General features: G+C 46.3%; 12 protein-coding genes and 1 pseudogene. All 13 read right to left on the bottom strand.

All coding sequences use genetic code 11. From position 1 onward, the window contains the following. Positions 1–390: 390 nt before the first annotated feature. Positions 391–2,358, bottom strand: a complete 1,968-nt coding sequence (locus BUA56_RS20360) for an NlpC/P60 family protein (RefSeq protein WP_072854608.1) — start codon at positions 2,356–2,358, stop codon at positions 391–393. Between the two features lie 159 nt (positions 2,359–2,517). Next, complete coding sequence (locus BUA56_RS20355) at positions 2,518–3,465, bottom strand: sugar phosphate isomerase/epimerase family protein (RefSeq protein ID WP_072854607.1); 948 nt, start codon at positions 3,463–3,465, stop codon at positions 2,518–2,520. Between the two features lie 147 nt (positions 3,466–3,612). Next, on the bottom strand, positions 3,613–10,230 hold the full coding sequence (locus BUA56_RS20350; RefSeq protein ID WP_072854606.1) for an Ig-like domain-containing protein: 6,618 nt from the start codon (positions 10,228–10,230) through the stop codon (positions 3,613–3,615). Between the two features lie 64 nt (positions 10,231–10,294). Then, entirely contained in the window at positions 10,295–12,733 is a 2,439-nt protein-coding gene (locus BUA56_RS20345) for a transglutaminase-like domain-containing protein (protein WP_139249512.1), read from the bottom strand. A gap of 29 nt (positions 12,734–12,762) precedes the next feature. Beyond that, entirely contained in the window at positions 12,763–13,929 is a 1,167-nt protein-coding gene (locus tag BUA56_RS20340; RefSeq protein WP_072854604.1) for a DUF58 domain-containing protein, read from the bottom strand. 7 nt (positions 13,930–13,936) lie between these two features. Continuing rightward, positions 13,937–14,872, bottom strand: a complete 936-nt coding sequence (locus tag BUA56_RS20335; RefSeq protein WP_072854603.1) for an AAA family ATPase — start codon at positions 14,870–14,872, stop codon at positions 13,937–13,939. A 15-nt stretch (positions 14,873–14,887) separates the two neighbouring features. Further along, positions 14,888–15,598 (bottom strand): ECF transporter S component, encoded by a 711-nt coding sequence (locus BUA56_RS20330; protein ID WP_072854602.1) that lies wholly within the window; start codon positions 15,596–15,598, stop codon positions 14,888–14,890. Then, positions 15,595–17,292, bottom strand: a complete 1,698-nt coding sequence (locus BUA56_RS20325) for an ABC transporter ATP-binding protein (protein ID WP_072854601.1) — start codon at positions 17,290–17,292, stop codon at positions 15,595–15,597. The genes BUA56_RS20330 and BUA56_RS20325 overlap by 4 nt, the downstream gene beginning before the upstream one ends. Next, positions 17,265–18,146, bottom strand: coding sequence for an energy-coupling factor transporter transmembrane component T (locus tag BUA56_RS20320; RefSeq protein ID WP_072854600.1), 882 nt, complete (start codon positions 18,144–18,146; stop codon positions 17,265–17,267). The genes BUA56_RS20325 and BUA56_RS20320 overlap by 28 nt, the downstream gene beginning before the upstream one ends. 14 nt (positions 18,147–18,160) lie before the next feature. Continuing rightward, a complete protein-coding gene (locus BUA56_RS20315) occupies positions 18,161–18,703 on the bottom strand; it encodes a DUF4430 domain-containing protein (RefSeq protein ID WP_072854599.1) in 543 nt (180 codons plus the stop codon). A gap of 3 nt (positions 18,704–18,706) precedes the next feature. Next, positions 18,707–20,674, bottom strand: a complete 1,968-nt coding sequence (locus BUA56_RS20310; RefSeq protein WP_072854598.1) for a prenyltransferase/squalene oxidase repeat-containing protein — start codon at positions 20,672–20,674, stop codon at positions 18,707–18,709. A 13-nt stretch (positions 20,675–20,687) separates the two neighbouring features. After that, positions 20,688–22,826 carry a DUF4430 domain-containing protein gene (locus tag BUA56_RS20305; RefSeq protein WP_072854597.1) on the bottom strand — a complete coding sequence of 713 codons (2,139 nt, stop codon included), beginning with the start codon at positions 22,824–22,826 and terminating at the stop codon, positions 20,688–20,690. A 56-nt stretch (positions 22,827–22,882) separates the two neighbouring features. Next, positions 22,883–23,183: pseudogene (locus BUA56_RS22850) on the bottom strand (N-acetylmuramoyl-L-alanine amidase family protein); the annotation flags it as partial.

Genomic DNA, 23,183 nt, shown 5'->3' with positions numbered 1-23,183 from the left:
ATCTCTCCATAATGGTTACCCCTTTCAGGGCGTGTCGTGCAGACCTCCCCAGGTACCACACGTTTCTTTCTCTCCATCCATCTGCCACATCTACCATACATGATTCCGGGTAGTTATTGGACTTCGACTTGTCATGCAGCCTTATCCTCATGCATAGCCTCTTATGTGGTTTCTGTTCGTCAGACCAGAGATTTGCCCATGGGTTCGTATGTTCCCCATATCCGGCTTCCTTCGGATTCCACCTCACAATGGACACCCTTGCCTTCGGCTATATCCTTCCCACCACCGGGCGGATTCCGGACTTGCACCGGTTAGAAACGTGCGCCGCCGGGCGCACATAAAAAGGCACAGCAGCCTGCTGATTCAGGCGCTGCGCCTTTTTAAGTTCATTTATTTAGCAAGAAAAACGTTGGCGTATCCAACTCCAAATTCGTTGCACTCGTTGTGATCATTCATAAAGATATCCACATGTCCGTACGGAGTTCCTCTGTCCTCAACCGTAAAGAGCTGCCCATTAATCACCAGCTTGGTGCCGAATGGAATACCTCCCATAGCCACAGTCCGGCCCTGCACCGGCATAGTGCCGCTTGCTGTAGGTCCGCCAGCCCATTGTCCGCTGCAAAGGGAACAATTACAGTATGCGGTCAGCTTAAAGTTACCCAGCAAATCTCCTATCTGATCCGCTGTTGCTGTGGTATATTCCGATGTGGTCTGATCCGCTTTGGCATTCACGAGCTTAATATTCTCAGAATCCGCATCTGATATCACCCGTGTTGCCCACACTGCATGCTCTGTATCTACCGTAGAAATATTGATTCCAGTCTTTCTGGAACCCGCCTGTATAATCTGCCCGTCACCCATATACATTACTACATGATATACCGTTCCGTTCTTAGCATAGAAGATAAGGTCTCCGGGCGCTGCATCCTCCACAGGAATCTGTGTTCCGTACAGAGCCTGTTCTCTGGAGGTTCTCGGCAGAGAGTAGCCAAACTGTGCATAGATACTCTGTACAAATCCGGAACAGTCTGCGCCGTTTGTAAGGCTGGTTCCCCCCCATACATAGGGGTTTCCTAAAAACTGCTGGGCAAACTCTAACATGGACGTACGGATTGCACTTGCAATCATGCCTTCCTTTACAGAGGTTATTGTATAATAGCAGGCTGCATTCTCCTCCGGTTCAATGAGCTGAGTCGCCAGTGCAAACTGTTCTTCCCCAGTCTCCTCTACCTTCTTGGAGGCTTCTTCTCCCTGAAGGAGATATTCTTTCTTGACAAATCCCCTGACATCTTCGGATTCCACATAGACCCAATCCTGATCACTGTCCGCAAGGATATAGCAGAGTGCATCCTTTGCCAACGTTCCCACGATGCGGGAGTCTGTGTTCTTGCCTTCCCTTATATTCAGCTCACTGGCTGTAGAGATAGCGTATACTTTATCTATTACAGTCTGGCGAATGGTAGTTCTTGTATAGGTTAATGCCGGATTGTCGATAGGATCCACAAGTGCCTGTGCCACATGCAGATTTGTTTCCCCTTTTTCTGTCACAAAATTATCTGCCTCTTCATCCATAAGCAGATCTTCCGCTTTTACAAACCCTCTGACAACTCCTGACTCTATGTAAACCCATTCGCTGCCCTCTTCCTGTTTCAGCACATAGCAAAGGCCGTCTTTTTCAATCTCGCCCACCACAATGGGATCTTCCTGGGGCTCTTCTTCTGCGTTTTCCCCGTCCTCAGTCTCCATCTCTTCTCCGATTTTGGCAGAATAGATGTCAAGAGCTTCCCTTGCAACTGCGTAATCCTTTTCCACCGTAACAAAGCGGAAAGTATCCTCAATCATAGGAGGAATAATGATCTGCTGCTGGGAAATCAAACCCTGATTAGTGCCGGCCTGAGGATTGGTAATGGTCTCAGAATCCGTCTCAGGAGTCTCCTCCTCTTCCGGTGTCTCGTCTTCCCCGGGAGTTTCCTCCGGTTCTTCCTCTTCCGGTGTCTCAGGAGTCTCCTCCGGCTGTTCCGGAAGGGGCTCATCCGGCTCCGGTTCCTCCGGCGTAGGTACATCAGGTTCTTCCGGCACGGGCGGGTCCGGTGTCTCAGGATCCTCAGCAGGCGGTGTTGTTGTCTCCCCTGAACCGGGATTCTGTGTCTGGTCGTCATCTCCAGCCGGAGGTGTAATAGTTGATCCTCCTGTATCGGAACCTGGCGTTGATTGTCCACTCTCACCCTCAGGGTCTATATTAGATTCGTTATTTACATTATTGTCTGGCGCTGCATATACGGCCGTCGCCGGTGTCATCAAAACGCCAGCCAGGCTGGCAGCAAAGATTCTGTTAAGCCATACTTTCCTTTTAAACATCCTTAAGTCCTTTCCTTTGGTTTTTTACTGCTCCCCCTGTTCGTACATTAAAAGGGGGTAGTCCCGGCTTTTAATTATACTTAATACGTATAATATACCATTTTGTGGATTGGAAATCCAGAGAGTTAACAGATTTTTCACATTTCTTCACAATTTATTTTAATGCGAATCCCTTAAAGCATCTGTCTGCAGTCTCAGAAACGCTTCCTGTTCCTGACGGTTTCTTGTTATCAGTTCATGGGTTAGGTACTGAGGTGAAATTCTTTCGATAAGCCTGGACAGTCCCTTTCCTGTAAACGGCTGGTGTCTGTCCACCTGAAAAATATACTCAAATATCTGGCACCAGCGCTCCCAGTAATCCTCCTTTAACTTCGGTATATGGTTCCTGGAAGACTTTACAAATTCTCCTGTAATGGACTGATGAAGGTGGATTCCCTTTATATAGGTAGAAATTCCTTCATTCCTGTCGAGAATTTCGTTTATATAAGCAACCGCCTCATCCTGATTTTTCAGATTAAGATTTGTATTCAGCAGGTGCCCTGTATCTAACATAAAGCCTTTGTTCTTATAGTTGACGCTGTCCAGCAAAAGCCTCGGCATAGCCGGATCCAGGAAATTAAGTCCGGGCCACCACAGGTTTTCCATAAGAAAATCAAAGGTGTATTTTTTTCCATCTAATAAATGATTTATAATTCTTGCTGCTTCTATTATAACTTGTTGATCCGAATAGTCAAACTTGTATGTAAATGCTTCCTTTATTTTCACCTCGCATACATGAAATACCACATATTTCGCCCCAATCTCCTGGGCGTAATCCAATTCCTTCGTAAACTTTTCAATCAGACTTCCCGGACTTGTCCCTCCGTAGAACTGCTCTACAATCTCCATGCTGCCGAACTCTTCCAGCAGGCGCTTTTTATTCCCCAGCCAAAGGTCCATCCAGTTCTGGAAGGATGACAGATGCACCCCCTGGATCATATCTTTTGGAATGTCTGCTTCTCCCGGGATTCTCATATATTCAATGCCGTCGCAGCCGTACTGCGTACAGAACTGTCTGAGGTCCTCCATATCCCGGAACCTTTCAAGCTCATCCTGATTATTTGTCATATTTATCGTCGTAATCAAGCTGTCTTTATCTCCTTTATGAATGGAGCGTTATCTCTAACGCTCCATTATTTTGATTATTATATCACTGCACCGTTTAAAATACCAGTGTGTGCACACGAAAGGTTAAAAAATGTACGCCAAAGGCAGCTATTTTACCCATACTCCTGAGCTGTTTACGTAGTAATTCCCAACCCAGGTGTCAGCTGCCATAGCTCCGCTGCTGTACAGATAGTACCACTTACTTCCGATCTTCTGCCAGCCGGTCTGCATCGCTCCGCTTCCGTTCAGATAATACCAGGTTTTTCCGTCTAACAGCCAGCCGGTTTCCATGGCACCGCTTTCCTTCAGGTAATACCATATGCCTCCGATCTTCTGCCACCCGGTCTGCATCGCTCCGCTTCTGTTCAGATAATACCAGGTTTTTCCGTCTAACAGCCAGCCGGTTGCCATGGCACCGCTTTCTCTCAGGTAATACCATATGCCTCCGATCTTCTGCCACCCGGTCTGCATCGCTCCGCTGCTGCTGCTGTAATACCAGGTATTTCCTACCTTGTACCAACCCGTCTGCATGGCTCCGCTTCCGTTCAGATAATACCACTTACCGCCAAGGAATATCCAGCCGGTCTGCATTTTTCCCTGAGTGCTCATATAGTACCAGGTAGATCCAACTCTTACCCAGCCAGTACACATCGCCCCGCTGTTGTCACAATAATACCAGCCGCCTGTAGTCTGTATCCAACCGGTGCGCATATAGCCGTCTTTGTCAAAGACATACCATTTTCCATGGATCTGTGCCCACTTTCCGGCCGGCCATGTACCGTCGATGTATCGGTACCACCAGCCATGATTATTTTTGATCCAGGCTCCGCTGTATACCACATTCACTCTGCAGACCGCGGTTTTCCCGCCATCTTCTGTGGTAACTGTGATGTCTGCTTTTCCCTCCCCTTTTGCCGTAACTTTTCCATTTGCATCCACAGCTGCTACGGAAGAATTGGAAGATTTCCAGGATACCTTCTTGTTTAATGCGGTAGCCGGGGAAACAACTGCCTGCAAAACTGTCGTTCCATTTTTGTCCAGAGTGATCTGCGTCTTGTCCAGGGTTACATCTGCTACTAAGAGTTCTGCCTTGGTCATAATTGCATCCATCAGAGATTTCCCATCATTCAGTGCTGATTCGATCTCTTCCGGCGTCTGAGCGGCATCAATGGCTTCTAACCCTTTTGCCAGAATCTCTGATAATTCGGTTTTTTGCCCTTCTAAATATTCATCAGGATTTTTATAACTGCTCAGCTCTTTTTTGGCTGCATTTCTGGAAGCTCCTATTTCTGTCATTCCCACCGCCAGAACATTGCCGGAATCCGTTTTATAGTACAGGGTCCCGTCTGCACCTGATATGATACTGGTAATACAATATTGCTGATACTGGGATGCCGGGATAAACAGTTCCTCTTTGATAGGTTCTGTCTGGCCTGGTTTATCTTTAATCAGTGTGATTCCGCCGCTCATTTCATTGTATGTCATATAGAGATAGGAATATCCGTCAATGCCTTCGTATGCGGTGGATAGTAATACGGAGCCCTGTGGATACCCTTTCATGGGAACTGTATATACGGTTTCCATAGTCGCTGCATCTACTACCGCAACACCGAATTCCCCGCTAAAATTTCCGCCCGTACTAAATCCGGCATAGATTCTTCCTTTATAGACCACCGGTGTACTGGTGCTCATACTGCCTATTTTGCAGGAAACCAGCGATTCAGGATCAAAGACGCCGTCTGCTGCTACATCCATCCCATAGAGATAACCTGCCTTGGTCGTAAAGTATATTTTTCCGTTTGCACTGTCATAGGAAACCGTTGAGCGCTGATCGCCCTCTAACTCCGCCGTTTCTTTCACAGCTCCTGTATATTTGTCCACGGCATAGAGTTTCGATTTACCGTCTGCGAGAATATCACTTCCGAAGATAAGAGTATCCTCAACGGCAACTGCCCCTGCCCAATAGAATCCCTTATCGCAAGTATACGTCCATGCCGGGACTTTTGCTTCATCAGAAGCTTCCGGATCCTCATCGGTGATGGGCAGGCATACATAATTGGAGGCTTTATTAGGATTCCAGAATCCCGTATATACATAGCCGTCAGAGTATGTAATAGGGCTGAGTGCCTGTCCGCCATAAGGATCCCGGTAGATCCAAAGTGACTCCAGTGTCTCGGCGTTAAACGCCTGAACGGTTCCGTTTGCCAAAGGAGCAAAGAGCATTCCATCTGCATATGTAGGCGGTGTATAGCCCCAGTTTATCGCTGCCGCCATGGAAGCGGAAGCCTGCTCCTCACCTGTTTTTAAGTCCAGTTTATAAATCTTAGAGTTGGACATTACAATCAGCGAATCGTCTACAATGATTTGTACACTGGGCGCTGCCGACCATCCGCTTCCCAGGGTCTTCGCCCATTTCATTTCTGTCTCCTGGCTGTCATGAGGAGTAAGGGCCGGGGTAATTCCCATATTGTCTTGCCCTCTGCGGAAATTTGCCCATTCGGAGGGCAGGATGGTAAGTGTGCTCTCCGGTGCTTTTTCCAGAACAATACCTCTGGTCTCATCCTGATCTGCTGTAATCGTTCCCGTCTGTGAGATATATCCCGTCTTTACAGCCGTATAGGTATATTCTGCCCCCTGCATCAGTGTATAAAGATTATCTTCACCAGCCACTCTGCTGCCTGCGCTGTCCTTCAGTGTAAAGACAGCATCCTCCGGCGACAGATTTAATGTCATCCTGACAGAATTCTTTTTATTGAGATTCAGTTTATAAGTGCTGTTTACAGCACCCTCTGCGCTTACTTTAATCAGGGCCGTTGTCGTGTCTCCTGACAGAGCCACCGCAGCATTCCCCTGCTCATCCACAGGGAATTCGTTGACCGTAATCTGATAATCGCTTCTATATCCCTTCAAGTGGAGGGTTGCTTTCTCGTCAGAGTCGAGGACGTCCGCGTCATACGCTTTGGTTAATGCCTCAAATTCCGGACTCAGAATCAGAGAATTATGATCTGTTTCCCCTGTCAGGGAGGATAAGGTAGCAACTCGGTCTATGATAAAGGTATATGTTATCTTCTCCTCCTGAGTAGCAACTTCTAACGTCAGCGTAGGAGAAACAAGGCCGGATTTTATAAAATTAGTCAGTGCTTTATTTTCTCCTGACTTCAGGACCTGGGTTTTATCCGCCTGGTTCGAGGCTGCTTTCCATTTCGCTGTCATTGTGGCATCCACACCTTCCGGAAGTTCTGCATTGATGACAAATGTACTTGTAATATCCCCAGCCGGTACATGGTAGGTGGTAATCTGCGGATCAAATGCCGTATCGGGGATGAGTTCATTGGTGTTCCTGGAATCGCTCCAGAACTGCACCTTCTCCAGCAATGGCTGTTCCTGAGTTACTTTCACCTGGCAGACTGCCTGTTGTGTTCCGGATATAGCAGTTATCTCTGCGGTTCCCTCCGCCACGGCAGTGACCTTTCCATCCGTTACCGCAGCAACCGAATCGTCGCTGCTGGTCCAGACTATAGGGTCTGTAGCATTGGTGGGTGAAAGCTCGGCAGTTAAGCTGCCCTCTTTTCCTACGCCGAGGGTTAATTTTGATTTGTTTAAGGTGATTTCTGTTGTCTTATTTACTTTCTCCACAATATTCATTACAGACTGCGCCGTATAGCCGGAATTTGTCTCTGTCGCTGTAATGGTTACCTGTCCATAAGTCTTGCAGTATACCCTTCCTCTTGAATCTACGGTTGCGATATTCTCATCACTGGACGAATAGGTATATATTACAGAATCTGTGGAGTTTGCCGGTATTTTTGCTACTTTTGGAAATTGATAATCCTTTACACAAGAATAACTGGTGTAAGACCCAAACGTAATCCCCGTCAGCGGTATTTCCTTCACCGTCACTTTACAGGTTTCAGTAAAGTCTCCTACTTTCGCCGTAATGGTCGTACTTCCCTGTGCGATTCCTGTTACCCTGCCATATCTGTTGACCGTAGCCACCTTTGCATCATCCGTGCTCCAGGTTACTGTGGCATCGTCTGTAGTATTTTCGGGCTCTGCTTTCACGGTAAGTGTCTCACCGCTCCCTTTCAGGACCTCCAGTTCTCTCTTATTCAGTGAAATCCCGGTAAGAGGAATCTCTGAAACTGTCACCTGGCATTCGGCAGTAAACGCTCCTACCTTTGCAGTGATTGTTGTGGTTCCCTTTCCTGTGGCTGTGACTTCCCCGCTTTCGTCCACGGCAGCAATCTTTTCATCCTTACTGCTCCACAGCACGTCTCTGGGTTCTGTGGTTCCTGCCGGTTCGTAGCTGACTTTCAGTTCCTGTTTTTCATGTTTAATCATGGTGAGCTCAGCCTTATCCAGGCTGATGCCCGTCATGGCCTCTGCCGGAACAGTAACCTTACAGGAAGCTGTAAGTTCTCCCAGAACAGCTGTGATAGTGGCCGTCCCTGCTCCTTTTGCCGTTACCTTTCCCCCTTCTACTGTAGCTACTGATTCATCACTGCTGCTCCATTGAATAATTCCAGGAGTCGTGGTTCCCTCCGGTCCCACAGTTACTTTCAGCTGTTTTGACTGCGGATAAGGCACTGTCATAGAGGTCTGATCTAATGTAAGTGTTGTGGCTGGGCTTGTCTCCATCACTTTTTTAAGTGTGTCATTTGCCTGGCTGACCTCTTCTTTTGATGCATTCAGCGTCATTGCAGTTTCTACTGCTTTGTCATAGGCAGCACTGATTGCTGGGTTGGCCAGCAGCTGCTCTTTATTTACAGAACTATTCAAAGCCGCCATGGTGCCTGTGAGCTCGTCTTTGTCTGCTGTTGGATAGAAATCGCCGTTACCAAAGCCGCCGCCGCCCATACTTCCGTTTCCGCCTACATCCGCCCCGTACCAGAGCTGGAAGTATACCCGGATGGTATCTCCATCCTGAGGATAAGCATCAGAGAATCCTACATTGGGAAAGATATTGTTCAGCTGATACATATAACCGGATCCCTGAGCGAAATCAAATTCTGAAAGTTTACCGGGATCATCGTGATCGTCAAACCAGGTAGAGCATCCTTCCGCTTCCATAGCTGACTTCAAATACTCAGGTACCAGATCTGTCACATCCCCCGGGATATTCAGGGTTTTCGCTTTATCCGGGTCCTGGCAGCCCAAATGAGGCGTTCCGTTTGCCTTTTGTGAGCACCCGTCCCTCAAGTCAGAGAGATAAAATCCGCTTTCTAATTTTCCTGTATGCTCAAAACAATAGCCTTCCTCTTCCAGTACTCTGGCGAGAAGCTGTGCTCCGTTTTCCCCTTCATAGACAGGAACCTTTCTGGGCTCTACAAGGTAACCCATACCTATGGAACCTGCCTCAAAGCTAAAGTTAATATAACCGATCAGGCCGCCTTCCTCTACCTTTTTATAGGTGACGTGATACGTTTTCTGTTCTAAAAGCTGCCAGGTCAGTTCGTCACGTACAGATACAACAATTACATTTTCACCCTCCTTGGTAAAGCGAAGCGTAAAACTTGTTTTTTCTGTATCTGACCATGTTTTGTTTACTGTGGCACCGTTAAGGGTTACTTGAGGCTCTACTTTATTTCCGTCCTCATCATAAGCCCATACATCAAATGTTGTCCGGCTGCCCCTGTATACTGTGCCGTCCGTCAGGTTGGTTCTGAGGATTTCCCGGGCACTGCTGCTCTGGGCATCCAGGCCGTAGGCGGCTGCCCGATTCTGCGGCTGTACCTGTGTGCTTTCTTCTTCCTCCGGTACAGACTCTTCCTCTGCCTCCGTGACAGTCAGGGTACACCATGGAGAAAATACCGGATAAGTCATTTCATCCGTAGTCCTTGCAGATACTGTGTATTTACCTGCCTCAGGCGCTGTAAAGGTAACCTGACCATTCTCGTCTGTAACGGCATTCTCTATATCTGTGCTCACACCGTTCTCATCTATCAGCTGAATCTGTGCCCCTTGAATCGGCAGAATCTGCTGCTGTTCACTTCCCGCTTCGTACAATCCTGTATACGCCAGCATATATCCCTCTAATGTCAGGGACACCGGCCCGGCTGCTTCTGCGGTTATCTCTTCCGTTTTTTCACCGTCAGCAGCAAACCAGCCATAATAATCGCCGGAAGTCACTTCATCCTGGAAAATCACAAATTCTACCACATCATTTTCTGACAGCACGGCTTCATTGATTACAAGCCCTGCATACGAACCGTCCTCTCCCAGTTCCCCATTGTGGGCCGGATAACCGTTTACGAGAAATCCTGCATATTTTGTATCTTTTGCATAAATCCTGGTAATCCATCCTTCTGCATTGATCTGAAGATAGTTCTCTGCAGTCTCTTTGGTAAATTCGTCTCCGTACAGCTGGGTATGAAGATAAACCAATGCATCCAGTGCAGTAATCTGTCCCTTTTCCACCGTATCGGCATTGGCATAGCCATACTCTTTTGCAATACCCTCTGGGATAGTAACACTGTTTCTCAAAAATTTGTACTGATTTCCCTCCTGTGCCGAAAGGATGATGGTGCTTTGAGTCATATCATCTTCTCCACTCTCATTTTCTGCATCAGGATCCGTTCCGGGTTCTGTTTGGGATCCCCCGCCGTAAACTGTACTGTCTGCCTCTGCAGCCATTACTGCAGACTCAGGTACAAGGCTCAGTACCATAAGAACCGTCAACATCCAGGCAAATATTCTTGTCTTTATTGTTCTTTTCGCCTTTTTCATTGTATCCTCCTTTTCTGTTGGGTAGTATATTGTATTTCCATCTATATAAAACGCATCTGCGGCGTTAATAAAGGGATTTTATCCAGTACATCTGGAATCTTTTCCATATATTTTTGTCTTTTTTTATTGTTGTCAGAGTCTGATCGAGGTATTGTTCTACGGTCTGTCTCTCCTCCAAAGCAATCTCCTTTTCACTGTAGGCAGCCTTCTGGCTGATTCTTATTACTTCCGGAAAACCGGCGGCATACTCTTTGGAATAGACAGTTTCCAGTTCCGGCAGATACCGGTAATGAGAGCCTCCCCTTTTAGGGATATCCGTATGCTGCAGCAGATATAAGATATAACTATACATGCTGCAGACAGCTGCCCTGTTATCGGTGCTTAGGAATTTTGCCTTTCGCTTTGCCAGCAGCCATCTCCGGTACATCAAACAGGCAAGCATTAATATAAGAAGAGCTATCACAACTCCAATCAGTATACTGAGAGCTATCGCCCATGGAGATTGCTGCTGAGCTTCCTTCTGCCTTTCATCCTCAGGGGGGTCCTCTTTCTCATCGGCATCCTTGGTGTCACCGGTGTTTCCTTCCCCTTCCATTCCTTTGTCACCCTCCTGGGAGCCAGAAAAAAGTGCAAAATTAGGTCGTTCCATTTTCGTGAGATAGTCCGGAGTAACCTCCATGGGTATCCATCCTATCCCATCCTGATAAATTTCCACCCACGCATGGGCTTCTTTTCCCGTAATTGTAATCGGTACAGATTCTTCTGCCTCCTCCACCAGGTCCGGTGTGAGAAGGTAGCCTTCCACATATCTGGCCGGTATTCCCAGATAACGGTACATCATAGCTGCTGCCGTAGCATAGTGAACCGAGTATCCCTTTTGGGTATCCCTTAGAAAATAGCTCAAAAAGTCTCTTCCCGCAGGAGGCGCTGATACGGTTTCATCATAGGTAATCTTCTCATTTAGATATCCCATAATCAGTTCATTTGCCTCCTCATAGGGAGTATGACTGATGCCGTCTTCGCTGTCTCCGGTATATTCTTCTACTCCAAGGCAGGCTTTTAAAACATCCTTTTCTTTATCCGGCACCTTCGTATAGGTATCATACACGAACTGATTGTAATAACTTTCATCTTTTTTATAGGTAGTGATCTGCTGTCCCATCTCATCTGTCAGCTTATAAATATCCTGCACCAGCTGAGGATAAATACGCACCAGATTTACCGATGTCTGATATTCATAGTACCGGTTTCCTCCGGCGTTTTCCCCTCTTATGTTTACATCGCCCCAGACTTGTGCATCCTCAAGGTGTGACGGTTTTGTCTGCAATTCATAGGGAACATAAAGATACTTGCTGCTGGCGTTTTTATTCAGCACTTTCATACTGATGGACTCCACTTCCCCGGTTTCCAGGCCATACACCTGACTCAGCTGGTTCATCGCCTGAAATCCGTCTTTATTCAGCCAGTAAAATAAATCCCTTTCTTTATAATACGTATCCGGATCCAGGTCCTCCCATTTTTCCTCTGTGTATTCACTTCCCACATACCCTCTCAGATACAGGGACATAGGTTTGCTCTGCACAACCTCCAAAGCCGGGGTGTCTTTCAGTTCCAGCGGCTGAAGCTTTCTGAAGTTACCTTTGGGCAGGTTATTTGTTTTCGTTTTTTCATACCTGATATCATCTATCTTTCCTGTTATCCACTCTGCTGCATGACGCACTCTGTCACTTCTGGTATATTCCCCAGAAGAAGCTGCCGCTCCCAGAATACCGAAAAAAATCAGTGTGATTCCCAGTAAAATTGGTATCATCTGAAGTACAATCCCGTATCTGTGGCCTCCCCTTGTCGCTTCTGCCCTGCGCCCGTTTACATGGATTCTGGCAAATACCAGTGCCACAGACAATAAAAGCAGAACCGTTGCCGGCGCCTGAGGAGATATCCCCACCACAAGGTTTAAGACCAGAAGGGGTGCGCAGACCAGCAGCATAAGCAGCCAGCTTCTTACTCTGACTGCTGCATAACTGATATATGCGGCAACGATGGAAATCAGACCCCAGAACAGGATATAGCATAATAGATATTGGGATTTTTCCGCAGATATCTCATAAAGCTTCATCTCCAGATGGGTATGAGTTCCAAATGCTTCTGCAGCCTGATTCATAGTTAAAAACAGCCCGTTGATCAGTATCCTTTGTCTCAAAATCAGCAGGAGAAGCCCAACCGCCAACATAATCCCAGAGACAAACAGGGCATACTTTCTCTTATTTCCAAAGGAAAAAAGCAGCAGCAAAAGTACCAGGCCGGCCAGTGCGGATACCATTGCACCGGCCGGAATCTGAAACATAGAAAAAAGACTGATAATTATTCCTGCAAACAGGAAAACACAGACGCTTATGTCCCCGGCATATTCTGTCCAAAGATCCTTTTTTTTCAATTTATCCGGGAGAAATACTACGTTTATCTTTGTTTTTCTCTTTTTCGCGTTTTCTTTTCGGTTTTTCATGATAATTCCTTTCAAGTCCTGTCTTTTCCTTATATAAACAGCTGACACAGGCTTTCCTCTGCATGCTCAGGAGTAAAAAGAATTCTTTGTTTCTCCGGCATGGAAACCGCATCTTCTGTCTTTGCCACTGCCCGCAGTTCTGTTGCGATACAGAAACTTCCCACTTCCTCTATCTCCGCAGTATCTCTGAATGTAACATAGACTACATGGGAAAAAGGATATTCCTGGCATACCTGAGTATAATAGTGAAGACCGGAATACCCATTGTCCTTTACTCCCACTCCGAGAAGTCCTCCCAAAAGACCGGCAAGATCATCCACACTATTTACTTCTTCGCAGAAAAATCCTCCTCTTATATGGTCATACCACCCCAGGGTGTGCATATGTCCTTCTTCTATGAGGGACTGTGAGACGGATACAAAAGCTTCTATCATACCATCCACTACGGAAGGTCTGGGGCGTTTCCCCTCCTCCATACAGTTCTCCATAAATATGAGAATGGAATTCTCTACAGGCATACTTAATTCTTTTACATACAGTTCATCCAATTTACTTGAAAGCTTCCAGTGTATATTTTTCAGGCTGTCCCCGGGAACATATTCCCTTACATCGAATATCTCGCTGGGATCATAGCCCCGTTTTGTGTCAGAATATGTAACACTCTCCATATCCTCGATCTGACTGTCCATGACCCTGACATCCGACTGAAACATATCCGGAAGAACGGCCACCTGCTCTTGGGCCTCTGTAGAAACAGGAGCGGAAAAGATCCCAAACCAGTCAAAAACCCTGGCATCTTTTATGCGGATCCTGATGCATCCACAGTATGCACTGTCTGCCTCCCAGTCTATCTCTTCTGTTTTCCCCCCCATAATAGAGAAATAAAGTTCTGATTCCTGTTCTTCCCTGGTCATGCAGTTATAAAAAGTAAGAACGCATCGAACTCTGGCGGCAGGAAACAGAGAAGTATTTTTGACAGCCAATACTCCTTTTGCCGGTTTTCCTTTTGCTGCGGTATGCTGGACTTTTAGTTCAAAGGACAGCTTTTTTTTCGTCAGGACTGTCAGTATTTTACAGACAGCAAACACCGCCAGGGACGTAAGCAGCAGGCAGAGAGCAAGGAAAGAGTCTGAGAAAAGGAAAAAATAGATACAGCCCAGGAGCCAGAGGATACTGTAAATCTTAGCTTTTATCATAATCTGTCTATTCTCCTATCTTCGGTGTCTCGATCTCCTCTGTAATCTGCTTCATTATGCTTTCTGCAGTCGTATTTGTAATCTTAGCCTTGGGAAATAACACCACCCTGTGTGCGCATACGTCCGGAAATACACGGATAATATCTTCGGGAATCATATAGTCACGGCCTTCAATATAGGCAGACGCCTTTGCCATACGGTTTACAGCCAGAGCGCCCCGGGGGCTCACCCCTATCTGTACCAGTTCATGTTCCCTTGTCGCCTCGGCGAGACAAGTGATGTACTCCAGCAACGCATCGTCAACATGTACCTGCTGCACCTCTGCCTGCATTTCCATAATCTCCTCTTTGGTTACCACCTGCTGTGCTGCGTCCAGAGGCTGTTCTGTCTGGCGATCCCGTAGAATATTTACCTGGCTTTTAAAATCAGGATACCCCATCTGCATTCTCACCATAAAACGGTCCAGCTGGGACTGGGGCAGCAGCTGGGTGCCGGCCGAACCTATAGGGTTCTGTGTGGATAAAACAATAAATGGCTGTGGTACCTGATAGGTATTGCCGTCCACTGTCACATTTCCCTCTTCCATTACCTCCAGGAGCGCGGCCTGGGTTTTGCTGGAAGTCCGGTTGATTTCGTCTGCTAACAGCAGGTTGCACATAACGGCTCCCGGTTTGTAGGCCAGCTGCCCGGTTGCTTTGTCATATACGCTGAATCCTACAACATCCGAGGGAATCACATCAGGAGTAAACTGAATTCTCTTATAATCCAGTCCCAGAGCCCGGGAGAATGCCAGGGCCAAAGTTGTCTTCCCCACCCCAGGAATGTCTTCCAGAAGAATATGCCCTTTTGCAAGTACTGTCATCAGGACTTTCTGAATAATGTCATCCTTACCTACAATAACTTTTTTCACTTCGTCAATAATTCTTGTAATCTTTTCTTCCATGTCTGTCTCCTTATGTTATATACCGTATTTAATTTTTATTCTCTCTATGCGGGTGCCGATAGGCTTTGCTGCAATGAGCAGAAAGACTATATTAGAAACTATGTATATCACTGTTGTGGGAATCCCCGTTCCCAGCAGTACCAGATATCTGAGAAGGTTAAACGTGCCGTCCATGTTTAATGTGGACCAAACATCCATAAGCATAGAATACAGCACACCGGCTGCTGCTCCGTAGACAACAATGGGCAGGCGGCTTGCCAATGTTTTCCCCTGCACAGAAGATTTAAGAATCTTCTGCAGGACGGGCAGCCCTGCAATAAAGCCCAAAATTCCCCAGGAAAACATCTGGAAGGGAGTCCATGGGCCCTGTCCGAAAAACATATTTGAGATCACAGCTGTAAGTGCTCCTGTAAAAAACCCGGCTTCTGATCCCAGGTAGATTCCCGTAACGACCACGATCGCTGTGACAGGCTTAAAACTGGGAACGGGAGAGAATAAAACTCTTCCTACCGAAGCGATTGCCACCATCACCGCGATTACAACCATACGGCGGGTATCTGCTTTTCCTTTTTCAAAAAATAAAAGATTAGGAACGCAGGCCAGCAGGGCAACTGCAATGGATATTATGTTATATTTGCGTCCCTTAAAAAGAACAACGCCTATGGCCAGTGTAATTGGAATCAGAATAATTACGATGGCAAAGCTTCCTATTTTTTTCCAATTCATATTGATTTCCTCCCGTATTTCCTGCACAGTGCCACCACATCCTCACAGGTAATGGCGTAGGGATACATATGCCTGGCCATCCGGTTTGCCGCTGTGGTATAAAAATTGTTATTGGAAAAGAAGCTGACCGGCGTATCCTCGGAAATCACCTCTCTGTCAAAGAACAGAGAGCACCGGTCAGAGATCTGGGCTGCAAATTCCACATCATGGGTTACCAAAAGTATGGTGATCCCTTCTTTTCTCAGATTATCCAGGATACCTCTTAGTACTGCCTTGGAATATGCGTCTATTCCCTTTGTGGGCTCATCTAAAAGCAGACATCTGGGTTTCAGCAGCAGCATCTTCCCAAGGGCTGCCTTCTGCTGTTCCCCGCCGCTGAGGTCATAGGGGTGCTTAGGAAGCAGCTCTTGTATATTTAACTGCCCTGCGATCCGGGCGATATCTTCCTCTAATTCCTCTTTGCCATATCCCATTACTTTACCAATCTCTTTATAGTCCTCTGCCACAGATGTTTTTAGGAATACTGTCTGAGGGTTCTGAGGAAGCAGTGCCAGATTATGCCTGTATAACTCTCCGCTCTTGTATTCCTTTATTTTTTTACCAAAGATCTTGATTCCTCCCCGGTAAGCTTTATTCTGTCCGGATATTACGCTTAGCAGTGTTGTTTTACCTGAACCGTTTCCTCCCAGGATACTGAATATCTCACCTTTTCTCACTCTCAGATCCACTCCTGCCAGAATATCAGGCAAGGCCCTCTCGTATCGAAACCAGATATTCTTCAGGTGCACTGCCAGCTCCTCTTCTTTTTCCCGGTGTCTCACAGGTTTCTCACGCTCCGGGCTCTGGATGCGCCCCTCCTTCTGATAATTCCTTGTGAGAAAATCTCTTCCCTCACGGATGGTCAGAGGACAGTCATCCCGGGCGTCCAGCTGCTGATAGATCCGCATAGGACTGGGCAGACCAAGAAGCATAGGATGGTTCTGATACTTCTCCTTTAATTCACTACCGATTATCCTGGGTGTATCGTACAGCAGCAGACGGCCCCTATCCATAACAGCCACTTTATCTGCAATTGGAAAAACTTCTTCCAGCCTGTGCTCCACAAGCAGGATGGTAAGCCCAAGTTCCCGGTTCAGCTTATGCAGCGTATTGATAAAATCTGCCGCCGCAATGGGATCCAGCTGGGAGGTGGGTTCGTCAAGGATCAGAATCCTTGGCTGCATCACCATAATGGAGGCAAGATTCAAAAGCTGTTTTTGCCCGCCTGAAAGCTGGCTGGTTTCTTTCTGAAACCACTCATGGATTCCAAAAAAGCTGGCCATCTCTCCTACCCTTCTTCTAATCTCAGGAGTGGGAACCCCCATGTTTTCCAGCCCAAAAGCTAATTCGTGCCACACTTTATCCGTTACTACCTGATTCTCAGGATTCTGCATAACATACCCTATCTCGCAGGCAGCGGTTCTGTCATCCAGCTCACCAAGCCGGGTTCCCATGTAATAGATCTCCCCTTCCAAGGTTCCATTGGGAGACAGCTCTCTTTTCAGCAATTTTAACAGGGTGGTCTTTCCGCACCCGGACTCACCGCATATTACTACAAACTCCCCCGGAAGGATCTTGAAAGACACAGAGTCCACTGCCCTCTTCTCCTGTCCGGGGTATGTAAAACTCAAATCTTCGCTCTTAATAATTTCCACTGTATACGCCCCTTTATCTCTAGTATTGATGGAAACAGCATCATCACAAGTATTATGCTGTACTGCAGATATGCCCCGGCCCCTGTTGGAATGGGAGATACGCTTGGATAATAGTAGAATTCAAATACGTTCTGCTGATATCCCACGCCTGACATACACAAAAATGCACCCAGGGCTGCCAGAAGAATCCCATCATCCATTCGAAAACAAAAAATAGAAAAATTAGTCCTTCCTTTCAGCCCATACCCTCTGGCTTTCATAGAGTCTGCCGTCTCTATGGAATTCTCCAGACACCAGGTAAGCAGGGCACTTAAGGTACGGATACTGCCGATCACACGATCTGTCAGACTGTCGCTGGTATAAAGACCCATGGTTTTCTGCACCTGACTGATTTTCTTCATCTGGGATTTAAACACAGGAATAAATCTAAGGGCCATGGACAAAACCAGAGACAGCTTAGGAATGGCCTTTCCGAATAAATAGACAAATTTATCAGAGGTCATCACCTGATTGTAGCATTTGCACCAGAACATAATTCCTATCAGCATTACAGAGACCCCGGCACCATACAGGATAGCCTCCAGGGTCACAGGATTGTCATTCATAAAAAAGAGTGGCGTCTCCCCTCTGTGATTGAAGATAGGGTTTGTCAGGGCAAGGAGGAAAAACAAAAAGAGATAAAAGATAAGATTTTTCCCCAGCGCTTTCAAGGGATTCGTTGCCGCAAAAAACAGAATACCGCCCAGCAGTGAACATACAAGCAATACCGGATGTACTGTAAACATCGTCAGCAGAAGTACGATCACATAATATACCAGCAAAACCGACGGGTGATAAGATGAAAAATGATCCATATGCCCACTCCTTTCTATTGCTCAAATTCTCCGCCTACATCCCTGCCCAAATCGCAGGTATAGACAAATTCAATCACATCTTTGTCTTCCGGCTTATATCTGCTGCAGCCATAATCAGGGAATTCTCCATTCACCTTATACATCCAGCCCGACAGGGGTCCGCAGGAATATTCATAGAGATGGTGAATTCCCTTAATATATACGCTGTTGTAAACATTGTCATCTGCTCCCTGAAACTCCATCTGAATCTTGCTGTGCCGCACCGCCCGATTCAGGATATCAAACACGGTATCCTTCGGGCGGAGCACATATTCTGTAGGCGGCAAGATCACACCGTCCTCCGGAATATATTTGTCACTCTGAAGCTGAGGTGACAATTGTTCCCAATGCTCCAGGACAGTATCACACCGAATACTGAGTGTCACCGTCTCGGAATCCTCTTTGATGTCGTCGATGTGTGTCTGGTAATAGTCCTCTACAGACTGGAACTTCGTGCCGGATAGAAGGACTGCCACAATTAATATCACAAAGCCCAATACAAGCAAGTCTTTCTTCAATGCTTAATCCTCCCAATCCTCCTCATCGTCCTCTGCCGGCATCATTTTTTCAGCCAGCTTCTGACGCTTCCGTTTTTTCATATGTAATACAACAAATATAATTAAAATAACTGCCAGAATTCCCAGTACAGCCCCAAGCCATACTGCTGTTGTCCTATTCCTGATCATGGTTTCCGCTCTTTGAATATCCTCATACTGCTGTATCTGCTTCTGATCGTATTCACTCAGCTTTTTGCAGCGGGCCACAATACTCTTTACCGTCTCTTTATCTTTTAAAGAGATTCTGTCCACCGGATAAAGTTTATCGATTACCTCCTGGTTAATTGCATCAATTTCTTCCTGTATGGCTTCTATCTCTGCCTTTTTCTTTTCCAGAATCTCTTTTTCTTCTCCGTAGGCATCTTTATTTTCTGACTTATTCCATTTATCCAGAAGAGACACCACAAGAGTATAGGACTCTGTGGTTATGGAATCAGGCAGTTCCGCCACTTTTTTTGCGTCTTCGGAAGAAAATGGCACATTGACAGAAAACTCCATAGCCTCTCCAAACAGTGTCCCCACAGTTCCGCTGCCGCTGGTATTCAGATTCATGGCGGCACTCAAAGATTCTGAGGTATTTTGTATCCCCTGTGCCTCCATAGCATCTGCCAGCTTATGGTAGGAATAGACATAGCATCTCTCTTCTGGGGGAATCTGCAGATATTTATCAAAAATCCCCTGGATCTTTTCTCTGTCCCCGGCTCCCGGTTCCACAGGAAGTTCTGCTATCTCTTTCTGTACCTGGGCGATCTGACTCTTCACTTCGCTGCTCTGCTCCGGCCGGAAGTCGTAGAGTGACCGCATTCCCCCGTAGTATCTGCAGAGGGCAGTCAGGGCATAGAGGGCCTGCTGACTTGCCATATCGTTAGACTTCGTAGGATCCGCCGTCGGATTATTGGGATCTGCCTCTTTTGAGTGAATAAATCCTCCGTCCTCCAAACGATATTTCATCAGTCCGTCTACAAGGGTATTGCCGTTTTTAATAAACCGTTCATCCTCCGCCGGGTTAATGCCCAGACTGCAGAGGGCCACGATTACCTGTGAGACACTTTCAGAGTTTGGGGAACCCCAGCTGCTGTAGTCCCCCTCATCTGACTGCTCTTGGGACAGCAGCGCCAGACTGTCGTCCACGGCCTGGCGGACGGTTCTGGTCTCTTCTTTTCCCGTAGCGCTTCGGGTATATGTGTAAGTCTGTTCACTGTTATAGTAGGGCGCAAGTGCCTGTACTGCCATTCCCGTAATATCCACATCGGGCTCTGCCGAGTCCGGCATCAGAGAAAACCCTCCATTTTCCTGCTGGAGGGCCAGCAATATTTCTATAAGTCCATCCCGTGTATCCGTGGCGTCTTCGGGAACTGTGTACCGGAGGCTGTCCATCTGAATCAGCCCCCAGATCCGGCCGTTAATCCCCTGATTGCCTAATGGACTGGTCTTCCCCCTGTAATAAGAGCCGTCCGCTATAAGATTCACAGGATTTCCTTCTGGGTCCTTACCTATGTTGGTAGGATCCCCTCCCAGGGCAAGAACCGCGAGGCTCATTCTATGCCATTCTGTTGCCTTGGAACGGTCCAGTTTTTCAGCCTTGGTATAACGCTTTGTTATCTGATCCCCCAAGACAGCAAGATATGCCCCATAATCATCCGGATATCCGCTTCGTCCGATCCCTACAGGGAACCAATCGGCTGCTGTTGTACCAGCTCCTTCCACAAATGATGTCTGGAAGAGATTCTCCTCTTCCGAATATCCCATGGCAGACTTTTTCCAGTTTACAATATCTTTCATAACGCCCAGAAGTTCTTCTCCTGCATACTCCTTATGGGTTACCTGGGCCATGACCGGAGCGGGAGCTCCGGTCACCAGTATGGCAAAAGTCAATAAAGCTGCACAAAATCGCTTTCTGTAGTTTGTTACTTTTTTTTTCAATAATGTCATTTATTTTCTCCCTTTACCAACCTGGAGTCCAGTTGCCTCCTTCTACATCCTCACGTCCAGGCCACTGCCCCATGGAACCAGCACCACCTATATCTTTTCCATACCAAAGTGTATAACGTACTTTCATAACAGCACCATCAAACATATAGGTATCACTAAACCCAACATTAGGATACGAATCGTTAATACTGTACATCCATCCAGATCCCTGTCCAAAATCAAATTCACCTAACTGGTCTATCGTTCCATCGACAATCTCCGGCGGCCATACATTATATTGCTTCTCCAATTCTATCCCTACCAGTTCTACCAGATCTGCAGGGGCATTATCCCGACAAAGTCCTGTAAGCGCTGGTCCAAATACTCTTTCCAGATAAAATCCCCCAGAAGCCTGCTGAAGGCCAGTATAGGTAAATGTATATCCGCATTCATCAAAGGCTCTAATCAAAACATCCATAGCTGTATCTTTTCGTTTAATAGGTATCTCCATATCTATAAATGTTCCCACACCTACCGTGTTTGCATCCATCAGTACATGAACAGTTCCCACTTCCTCTTCAGAACCATCCCCTGTATAACTAATGCTTAAATCTTTAAAGCTCATCCTTCCTTGAGAATCTACAGCAGTAATCCGTATTATATTTTCTTCTTTCAAATCAACACGATATGTCACAAGATCATCATTAGGGTAAACTAGTACCACACCATCGGTTCTTCCATTATTCATAACACTGACATTTCTGGAACAATAGTTACCGTCGATATCTATCGCTGTTACCCCAAATGTTATTGGCGAACTATCTGATGTTGTTTTATTTTCATCGAAATTCTTTATATATATATCCGGGCCATCCTCATCCCCATCGCGGTTAGGATCCTCCTTCCTGTGATATGTAATTATTACTTCGCGGCTATTATTTTCCGGCCATATTTCTTCAACTGTGGTTACTTCATTGGATTCATCATACGCCTTGATCGTAAAACAATTTGCTCCTTTTTCAAGGGTAACATCATATCCCCCATCCCCATTTTTTTCCAAAATCTTTGTTCCGCTGTCCTCCGTAGTCTGAGTAATCTCTAAACTCACCTCACGATCTTTTACGAAAGCTTTGGCATTTATCCTCATCTTTCTGTATTCTACTGTTGCATCTGTAAAATCTGATTCAATCCTAATTCCAAGTGGCTTATTATATTGTACTTTGTAGGTAACCGCATTCTCAGCCGGTTCACCATTAAGTTCTCCGCCTATATATATTTCATTCATTCCTTCATTTAATTTAATTGTATAAGTATACTTTCCTCCATCCTTATCAGGGTTTACTTTTTTGTCATTCTGTAAAACATCCGCATCATATGTATCCGTGCCCTTCATAAGATAAGCATTAAATGAAAGTACTTCCTCATCCACTGTAAATTCTAATTTCCCCCCTGATTGTTCTCCTATGTTCTCTACAACAATTAAACCAGATGTAACATCTAAGATATAATCCCTATCCCCTATCTGCCTCTTCCCTTCAGAATCACGATAGGTAATAGTGATTTTAATTAGATTCTGAGCATCCTGTACTAACGGCAGATGGTATCTATCGTTGTTTTTATCATACTTATATGTGTCTGAGACATCTGTTCCATTAATTGAAATATTCATCTGCAGCATTGTGTAATCGGGGTAATTATGAATAATTCTGAAATCTATTTCTGGCACCGTTAAAGTACTTTTATTCGGGATGTCTGTATCGAACAACGGACTTTTCTCTGTGTTTCCTGGGTTTCCTGGGTTTCCTGGGTTTCCTGGGTTTCCTGGGTTTCCTGGGTTTCCTGGATCCCCTGGGCCTCCTGTACCTCCTGGATTCTCAGACTGTTCCCCGGAACCAGTCTCATCTCCTAAAAGAGCATCTTCATTATTCTCCTGATCGTCTCCCTGATTCTGCTCCTCAGGCATTTGTGGAATCATCTCACTGGTAGAGTTTAAAGGCACGGCCGAATGCTGTGCCTCATTATCCCCCATGGGGTTATCCGGCTGTGATTCTGGCTGCATTCCAAGAGCAACCACCGAGGGAACTATAAGACAAACAAGGGTTAATACAGCAACCCCTCTAGACAGCCACTTTTTAATGTTATAATTATTCAGTAACTTCCGCAATCTTTTCATAACTTACCTCTAAAGGAGTTTGGCTGATCAGAAATTGATCAGCCACCCGCCTTTTCCTATCGTGATTTTACCCATACACCAGATCCATTAACATAGGAGTTACCGATCCATGTATTACTTGCCATTGCTCCGCTTCCATTCATGTAATACCAACTTCCGCCTATTTTTTGCCAACCGGTCAGCATCTTTCCGCTTCCGTTCATATAATACCAGCTTCCGCTGATTTTTTGCCATCCTGTCAGCATCTTTCCGCTTCCGTTCATGTAATACCAGCTTCCGCCTATCTTTTGCCAGCCAGTCAGCATTGCTCCGCTTCCATTCATGTAGTACCAGCTTCCGCCTATCTTTTGCCAGCCA

The organism is Lactonifactor longoviformis DSM 17459 (genome assembly GCF_900129135.1).
GTDB lineage: Bacteria > Bacillota > Clostridia > Lachnospirales > Lachnospiraceae > Lactonifactor > Lactonifactor longoviformis.
The sequence above is the reverse complement of the archived record's forward strand: the minus strand, read 5'-3'. Positions and strand labels throughout refer to the sequence as shown.